Source organism: Mesorhizobium sp. M1A.F.Ca.IN.020.03.2.1, from assembly GCF_004023205.1.
In the GTDB taxonomy this organism is placed as follows: Bacteria; Pseudomonadota; Alphaproteobacteria; order Rhizobiales; family Rhizobiaceae; genus Mesorhizobium.
Map to the genome: position 1 here is coordinate 1 of NZ_RZSV01000345.1, position 4,145 is coordinate 4,145.

At 64.7% G+C, this 4,145-nt stretch carries 3 protein-coding genes; all 3 read left to right on the forward strand.

Features of this window, described 5'->3' with window-relative positions; all coding sequences use genetic code 11:
- Positions 1-306 (forward strand): M10 family metallopeptidase C-terminal domain-containing protein (locus EOA79_RS30160; protein WP_128293569.1); only part of this gene is annotated, 306 nt, incomplete at its 5' end.
- Positions 307-438: 132 nt separating this feature from the next.
- The gene (locus tag EOA79_RS30165) at positions 439-2,178 is read left to right on the forward strand and encodes a type I secretion system permease/ATPase (RefSeq protein ID WP_095824822.1); all 1,740 of its coding nucleotides are present in this window, start codon (positions 439-441) and stop codon (positions 2,176-2,178) included.
- Positions 2,175-3,515 carry an HlyD family type I secretion periplasmic adaptor subunit gene (locus EOA79_RS30170; RefSeq protein WP_095824821.1) on the forward strand — a complete coding sequence of 447 codons (1,341 nt, stop codon included), beginning with the start codon at positions 2,175-2,177 and terminating at the stop codon, positions 3,513-3,515. The genes EOA79_RS30165 and EOA79_RS30170 overlap by 4 nt, the downstream gene beginning before the upstream one ends.
- Positions 3,516-4,145: the final 630 nt, after the last annotated feature.

Below are 4,145 nucleotides of genomic sequence, written 5' to 3' on the forward strand. Positions count from 1 at the left end.
ACCTTCTACTATGGCTCAGCCTTTTCGGATTCGCCCGCAACCGCCGCAAACGACACCATCACCGACTTCGTGCACGGCGTCGACAAGATCGATCTCTCCTCGATCGACGCCAGCTCAGCAGCCGGCGACCAGGCTTTCCTGTTCGGCGGTCAGACTTCGGCCACCGTCGCCAACAGCATCACCTGGTCCGAAGTCGGCGGCAACACGATCGTCCGAGCCGACGTCAACGGAAGCGGTGGCGCAGAGTTTCAGATCACGCTGACTGGCGTCAACCTCGGACTGACGGCCAGCGACTTCGTGCTGTAACCAAAGAGGTGAGCCGCGCCCGCGCGGCTCACCATCCCGCTACAGGATTCAGCTACGAATTAAGGTTTACGACAGGTTTACGAGCGGATCGCGTGGCCGGGCGAGGGATCCGGAGTAGTATCGTTCCGGGCCATGCAGTTTGGACAGGGGGCGGTTCTGCCGCTGGGTATTTTGAGTCTCGATAACAAATCCGGGATTGTCAGGGAAGCGCTTCGCGCCTGCCGCCGCTATTTCCTGTTTGCGGCGGTGTTCAGCCTGGCCATCAACCTGCTTTACCTCGCATCGCCGCTCTACATGCTGCAGATCTACGACCGGGTGGTCACCAGCGGCAGCGAGACGACGCTGGTGATGCTGACGCTGGTGCTGCTTGCGGCGTTCCTGGCGCTCGCCGGTCTGGACCTCGTGCGCGCCGCGATCCTGACGCGCGCCAGCGCGCGGCTCGACCGGCTGCTTTCGGCCAGGATCCTGGCGGCTTCCGTCGAGACCCCGTCGCAGGGTGCCTCGCCAAGCCAGCCGATCCGCGATTTCGACACCTTCCGGCAGGTGATCACCGGCAGCGGTATCCATGCCCTGTTCGACCTGCCCTGGTCGCCGATCTATATCGGCATCATCTTCCTCCTGCATCCCTGGCTCGGCTTCTTCGCGTTGGGCTCCTCGCTGCTTCTCATCGCCATGGCGGTGCTCAACGAATATATCGTGCGGGCGCCGCTGAAGCAGGCCAACGACCTTGCCACGGCCAACTACAATTTCACCGAAATGAGCCTCAGGAACGCGGAAGTCATCCGCGCCATGGGCATGATCGACGGCCTCGTCCGGCGCTGGGGGCGCGATCGCGGCCTGGCGCTAGGCCAGCAGGGGCGGGCGAGCGACCGGGCAGCGGTCATGTCCGGGCTGATCCGCTTCCTGCGCCTCACCATGCAGTCGCTTATCCTCGGCCTCGGCGCCTATCTGGTGATCGAGCGGCAGATCACCGGCGGCTCGATGTTTGCGGCCAGCCTGCTGCTGGGCAGGGGGCTGCAGCCGGTCGAGCAGATCGTCGGCCTCTGGCGCAGCCTGATCCTGGCGCGGGCCGCCCTTGGCAGGGTCGAGAGGCTGCTGGACGGCGGCGCGCAGGGCGAACGCTCGTTCAACCTGCCGAAGCCCTCCGGCAAGGTCGCCGTCGAGCAGTTGAGCTTCGCCATTCCCAGCCTGCAGAAGGTGCTGCTGCGCGATGTGTCGTTCCGGCTCGAAGCAGGCGAGGCGCTCGGCATCGTCGGCCCTTCCGGCGCCGGCAAGTCGACGCTGGCGCGTCACCTAGCCGGCATCATGCAGCCGAGCCGCGGCACGGTCAGGCTCGATGGCGCCGACATGACGCAGTGGGGAAGGGAGGCGCTCGGCGACCATATCGGCTACCTGCCGCAGGACATCGAACTGTTTTCAGATACGGTGGCCGCCAATATCGGCCGCTTCAAGACCGATGTCGACCGCGAGGTGATCGAGGCGGCACGGCTCGCCGGCGTGCATGAGATGATTATCCGGCTGCCGCAAGGCTACGAGACGCAGATCGGCGAGGGCGGGGCGGTGCTGTCCGGCGGCTACCGGCAGCGCATCGCGCTTGCCCGCGCCGTCTTCGGCCTGCCGAACCTCATCGTGCTCGACGAGCCGAGCTCCAATCTCGATGCCGACGGCGATCGCGCCCTGGCCGAATGCGCGCTGGAGCTGAAGCGTCGCGGCAGCACGGTGATAATCGTCTCGCACCGGCCCTCGACTTTGGCCAATGTCGACAAGATCCTGCTCTTGCGGGATGGCGCGGTCGAAGCCTTCGGCATGAGAAACGAGATCGTGGCGCTGCTCAACCAGCGCGCGGCACCGATCACGGTGGCGGCCCAATGACCGATATCGCCGCTACCTATCGCAACCTCGCCGGCACCGAAGATGCGGGCGCCAATGCGGACTCGATCCGGGCACCGGTGTGGATCGGCCTGCTCATCATCGCCGCCTTCTTCGGCGTGTTCGGCGGCTGGGCCGCGGTCGCGCCGCTCAATGGCGCGGTGCTTGCCGATGCGGTGGTGAAGGTCGAAGGCAACCGCAAGAGCGTCCAGCATTTCGATGGCGGCACGGTGAAGGAAATCCGGGTCAAGGATGGCGACATCGTCAAGGCCGGCGATGTGCTGGTGCTGCTCGACGATACCCGCGCCCGGTCGGAATTCAACCTCTATTCCCAGCAATATGCGCTGCTGCGCGCCACCGATGCCCGCATCCGCGCCGAGCTGGACGGCCATGAGGCGGTTGCCTTCCCGAACGACATCACCGCCGAGCACCAGGCCTATCTGCAGGACGCCATGGCCAACCAGATTGCCGACCTCGAGAGCCAGCGCGCCTCGATGGCCGGCGCCAGGCAGATCCTGCAGAAGCGCATCGCCGAGCTCGACGAGCAGATCGATGGCAAGCAGGCGCGCGTCGAATCCTTTCGCGCGCAGCTCAAGTCGACGATCGACGAAAAGGCAAGCCTCAACAAGCTGCTGAAGGCGGGACTGACGACGAAGCCGCGTATCCTGGAGCTCGACCGCTCGGCCTCCGATCTGCAGGGCCTGATCGACCAGGCGCTCGGCGAGATCGCCGGAAATCGCCAGAGCAAGGCCGAACTCGAAAGCCAGATCGCGCAGCTCACCAACGAGCGTCGCGCAAAACTTTCGGCCATGCTGATCGACACCCAGTCGAACCTTGCCGATCTGGTGCCGAAGATGTTTGCCGCACAGGCCACGGTGGACCGCGCCGAAGTGCGCGCACCCTATGACGGCCAGGTGATGGACTTGACCGTCTTTTCGACCGGCGCGATCGTCGCGCCCGGCCAGACCATTTTGGATATCGTGCCGACCAGGAATTCGCTGATCGTTCAAGCGCAGGTCAAGGTCGAGGACATATCCAGCCTGCGCGCCGATATGACTGCCGAGGTCCGCTTCACCTCGTACAAGCAGCGCACGACGCCGGTCATCCACGGCCGCGTCACCCGCGTCTCGGCGGATCGCGTCACCGATGCCAAGACCGGCTTTCCCTATTACGTTGCCGACGTGGCGGTGAATCAGCAGGAACTCGCCGCCGCGCCGCAGATCCAGCTCTATCCCGGCATGCCGGCGCAGGTCATGATCGTCACCGAGGAACGCACCGCGCTGGACTACATTCTGGGGCCGCTGACCACGTCGCTGCATACGGCCTTCCGGCAGAAGTAGCGCGCGGACTGAAATCCTCGGGTCAGCTCTTCGGCTCTGTGCGTCGGTACTCCAGCGCCACTACGCCGTTGCTGAACGGCACAGCAAAAACCAGCTTCAGTGCAAGCGGCTTGTAGACGGAAACAGCGGCTTGCCGCGGCCCGCAGCCGCAGGCCGTCGCCGAGGCCCGAATCTGCATGTCGTTGTGGCAGTTTGCCCGCTGATGTGGCCCACCTGGCAGCCGGCGGCAAGCTCACCGGCCTACTGCCCGAAGCGGTCGCCAGTGTAAAGCAACAAAACGTCGGCAACCTCGATGTGGAGCGCAGCTTGAGCATTGCCCGACAATGCTCGGCCACGGGCGATGCAGGCCAGACACGATCAGGCCACTTTGACGGTCGATCGCTGCCCTTCGCCAAGCGCTCACCACCCCGCAAACTAGGCCGGTTCCGCTCCCTCTTTAGACCTCGGATAGGTTTTGCCGGTATTTGTCGGAAAAACCGAGCCGGAAAAGTCATGACCGAGATCTGGCACTCACTGCTGGCCAATCTTGCCCTGGTCTCCATCCTTATCGTCGCCTGGGACCTTGTGGCGGATTTCACCGGGCGTCTCTCGCGGCGGGCACATTCGCTGCTTTTGGGCGTGGTCATGTGC

What these genes read in the sequence shown, in the direction of transcription:
- EOA79_RS30165 (WP_095824822.1), top strand. Translation starts at nt 439, where the DNA reads ATGCAGTTTGGACAGGGGGCGGTTCTGCCGCTGGGTATTTTGAGTCTC.
- EOA79_RS30170 (WP_095824821.1), top strand. Translation starts at nt 2,175, where the DNA reads ATGACCGATATCGCCGCTACCTATCGCAACCTCGCCGGCACCGAAGAT.